Source organism: Streptomyces sp. WELS2 (assembly GCF_013870595.1).
GTDB lineage: Bacteria > Actinomycetota > Actinomycetes > Streptomycetales > Streptomycetaceae > Streptomyces.
Map to the genome: position 1 here is coordinate 1 of NZ_JACBWZ010000670.1, position 3,505 is coordinate 3,505.

Consider the following 3,505-nt stretch of genomic DNA (forward strand, 5'->3'; position numbering starts at 1 on the left):
TGCGCGCTCACCAGGATCGACGGCCATGTGACCGGCATCGTCGCCAACCAGCCGCAGTCGATGGCCGGTGTGCTGGACATCCAGGCGAGCGAGAAAGCCGCGCGGTTCGTCCAGTTCTGCGACGCGTTCAACATCCCGCTGGTCACCCTCGTGGACGTCCCCGGCTTCCTGCCCGGCGTCGGCCAGGAGCACGACGGCATCATCCGGCACGGCGCCAAGCTGCTCTACGCGTACTGCAACGCCACCGTGCCGCGGATCCAGCTGATCCTGCGCAAGGCGTACGGCGGCGCCTACATCGTCATGGACTCGCGGTCCATCGGCGCGGACCTCTCCTTCGCCTGGCCGGTCAACGAGATCGCCGTGATGGGCGCGGAGGGCGCCGCGAACGTGATCCACCGCCGGGAGATAGCCGCGGCCGAGGACCCGGAGGCGACGCGCGCACAAAGGATCAAGGAGTACCGGAGCGAGCTGATGCACCCGTACTACGCCGCCGAACGCGGACTGGTGGACGACGTCATCGACCCCGTCCAGACCCGGGCCGTCCTGGCGGAGGCGCTGGCGATGCTGCGCTCCAAGCACGCCGAGCTGCCCAGCCGCAAGCACGGGAACCAGCCCGTGTGATGGCCGCACCGGACGAACCCACCCCACTGGTACGGGTGTTGCGCGGCAACCCCGACCCCGCGGAACTCGCCGCGATCACCGCGGTGATGGCCCTGGTGACACGGCGGCAGCCGGCCGGCACCCCCGACGACCGTGCCGCGTACGCCTCCTGGGCGGGGACGGAGCGCTTCCCCGCGCCCCGCCGGCCGTCCTGGCGGACCACTTCCTGAGCGGCGGTTCCCGAACGGCTGCCGCGACGAGCGGCCCCGGACGCCGCAACGGCCGTACGACCACACGCACCGCACCACCGCACCACCGCACCCACCCGGACCGCTCCACGGCCGGCCGCTTCGGAGCCCGCCCGGCAACGGCGCCGGGCCTCCCCGGACACGGCGGCCCGTGGAGCCGAGAACCAGCACACCCAACGGAGGGATCAGCATGACCCGGTTCCTGGAACGCCTGAAAACCTTCGGTGACACCGAGGCGATCGTCTTCGACGGCACACCGACCAGTTACGCGCGGCTGGTGGAGCGCACGGCCGACTGGCAGACCTACCTGACCGACCGCGGCGTGCGCCCCGGACGGGTCGTGGCCGTGGAGGGCGCCAGCAGTGTCGAGGCCTGCGCCGCGCTGCTCGCCCTGGTCGCACTGGAGTCCGTGGTCGTCCCGCTCACCCCGCTGCCCGAGGCCAAGCGGGCGGAGTTCCACGACATCGCCGAGGTGGAGGCGGTCGTGGTGATCCGGCCCGACGGCTCACGGACGTTCGAACGCACCGGGCGCACGGCCGACCACGAGCTCTACCGCACGCTGCGCGAGGCCGGCGTCCCCGGCCTGGTGCTCTTCAGCTCCGGCACCACCGGCCGCTCCAAGGCCACGGTCCTCGACTTCTCCCGGGTCCTCGCCCGATACGGCGAGCCGACCCGGCCGGCCCGCACCCTGGCCTTCCTCAACCTGGACCACATCGGCGGCATCAACACCCTGCTGCACACCCTCAGCCAGGGCGGCACGCTGATCACCATCGCCGAACGCACCGCCGACACCGTCTGCGCGGCCGTCGCCGGCCACCGGGTCCAGGTGCTGCCGACCACCCCGACCTTCCTCAACATGCTGCTGATCTCCGGTGCGTACCAGCGCCACGACCTCAGCACGCTGAAGCTGATCACCTACGGTACGGAGCCCATGCCGCTGGGCACCCTGCGCAGCCTCAAGAAGGCGCTGCCCGAGGTGCGCTTCAAGCAGACCTACGGGCTCTCGGAGCTGGGCATCATGCCCACCAAGTCCAAGAGCGACGACAGCCTGTGGGTGAAGCTCGGCGGGGAAGGCTTCGACCACAGAATCGTCGACGGCGTCCTGTGGATCCGCTCCGACATGGCCATGCTCGGCTACCTCAACGCCCCGGCGCCGTTCGACGAGGACGGCTACTTCAACACCCAGGACGCGGTGGAGATCGACGGCGACTACGTGCGCATCCTCGGCCGCACCTCGGAGATCATCAACGTCGCGGGCGAGAAGGTGTATCCCAGCGAGGTCGAGAACGTCCTGCTGGAGATCCCCAACATCGCCGAGGCCACCGTCTCCGGCCGGCCCAGCCATGTGACGGGCATGGTGGTCAAGGCGACCGTGCGGCTCGCCGAGCCCGCCGAGCAGGCCGACGTCGTGCGGGCCGTCCGCGAGCACTGCGCCCAGCGGCTGGAGAACTACAAGGTCCCCGTGGTCGTGGAGATATCGGACGCCGACCAGCACTCCGAGCGCTTCAAGAAGATCCGGAGCGTGGCATGAGACCGGCGGCCGGGGACGTCGAGGCGGAGACGGCGCAGCGCAAGGTCGCGGTGATCAGCGGCGGCAGCAGGGGACTCGGCCGGACCCTCGTCGAGCGCCTGCTGGCCGACGGCTGGAAGGTGGCCACCTTCAGCCGCCGCGCCAACGAGTTCACCTCCGCGATGACCGAGGCCCACCCCGACGACTTCCACTGGGAGCAGGCCGACCTCGGCGAGCCGGAGGCCATGCGGGCCTTCGCACGCTCGGTGGGCCGCCGGTTCGGCCGCGCCGACCTGCTGGTCAACAACGCCGGCATGCTCCACCAGGAACTGCTGCTGACCACCCCGTCCAAGCGGATCGACTCGCTCATCACCAACAACCTCACCGCGCCGATCCTGCTCACCCAGGCCTGCGCCCGGCTGATGACCCGTCACGGCGGCAACATCATCAACATCTCGTCCATCAACGCCATCCGCGGCTTCCGCGGGGTCTCGGTCTACGCCGCGGCCAAGGCCGGCCTGGAGGGCTTCAGCCGGAGCCTGGCGCGCGAGCTCGGCACCTTCAACATCCGGGTCAACTCCATCGTCCCCGGTTTTTTCGACAGCGACATGACCGCGAACGTCACCGACCGCAACCGTGAACGCATCCAGCACCGCACGCCGCTCGGCCGGCTGGGAACGGCCGACGAGATCGCCGACGCGATCCTCTTCCTCACCTCCGCCCGCGCGCACTTCGTGACCGGGCAGTCCATCGTCATCGACGGAGGCATCACATGCTGAACCAGACGGAGATACGCCAGCTGATAGAGCGGCAGATCCAGGACCTGCTCCTCGACCCCGACACCGACGACGGCAGCGAAGACCTGGTCCGCATCGGCCTCAACTCGATCACGCTCGCGCAGCTGCTGATCGAGCTGGAGACGGAACTCGGCGTCGACCCCTTCCAGGACGGCGTCTCGATCACCGACATGCGCACGATCGACGACCTCGTCCAGGCCTACACCGAGGCGCTGGCCGGCCGGACGGTCACCGCGCCGAGCGGGGCCTGACACGATGACCGCGGACCAGCAGCTGCTGCTGCGCTCCATCGACGACTACCTCGGCCCGGGCGAGACCCGCTTCTTCTCCCGCGGCTACCAGCGGGCCGG

Annotated in this window: 5 protein-coding genes; all 5 read left to right on the plus strand. The window is 70.1% G+C overall.

The features are described 5' to 3' along the window. Positions 1–621: carboxyl transferase domain-containing protein (locus H5J33_RS27795; RefSeq protein ID WP_309485504.1), on the plus strand; the 621-nt coding region annotated here is incomplete at its 5' end. After that, the gene (locus H5J33_RS27800; protein WP_181797586.1) at positions 621–830 is read left to right on the plus strand and encodes an acyl-CoA carboxylase subunit epsilon; all 210 of its coding nucleotides are present in this window, start codon (positions 621–623) and stop codon (positions 828–830) included. The genes H5J33_RS27795 and H5J33_RS27800, both read left to right, overlap by 1 nt. Positions 831–1,038: 208 nt before the next feature. Continuing rightward, a complete protein-coding gene (locus tag H5J33_RS27805; RefSeq protein WP_181797588.1) occupies positions 1,039–2,379 on the plus strand; it encodes a class I adenylate-forming enzyme family protein in 1,341 nt (446 codons plus the stop codon). Next, positions 2,376–3,137: an SDR family NAD(P)-dependent oxidoreductase gene (locus tag H5J33_RS27810; RefSeq protein ID WP_181797590.1), complete on the plus strand. Its 762-nt coding sequence runs from the start codon at positions 2,376–2,378 to the stop codon at positions 3,135–3,137. The genes H5J33_RS27805 and H5J33_RS27810 overlap by 4 nt, the downstream gene beginning before the upstream one ends. Then, positions 3,131–3,406: a phosphopantetheine-binding protein gene (locus H5J33_RS27815; protein ID WP_181797592.1), complete on the plus strand. Its 276-nt coding sequence runs from the start codon at positions 3,131–3,133 to the stop codon at positions 3,404–3,406. Before H5J33_RS27810 ends, H5J33_RS27815 begins: the two co-directional genes overlap by 7 nt. Positions 3,407–3,505 lie beyond the last annotated feature (99 nt).

What these genes read in the sequence shown, in the direction of transcription:
- H5J33_RS27800 (WP_181797586.1), top strand. Translation starts at nt 621, where the DNA reads ATGGCCGCACCGGACGAACCCACCCCACTGGTACGGGTGTTGCGCGGC.
- H5J33_RS27805 (WP_181797588.1), top strand. Translation starts at nt 1,039, where the DNA reads ATGACCCGGTTCCTGGAACGCCTGAAAACCTTCGGTGACACCGAGGCG.
- H5J33_RS27810 (WP_181797590.1), top strand. Translation starts at nt 2,376, where the DNA reads ATGAGACCGGCGGCCGGGGACGTCGAGGCGGAGACGGCGCAGCGCAAG.
- H5J33_RS27815 (WP_181797592.1), top strand. Translation starts at nt 3,131, where the DNA reads ATGCTGAACCAGACGGAGATACGCCAGCTGATAGAGCGGCAGATCCAG.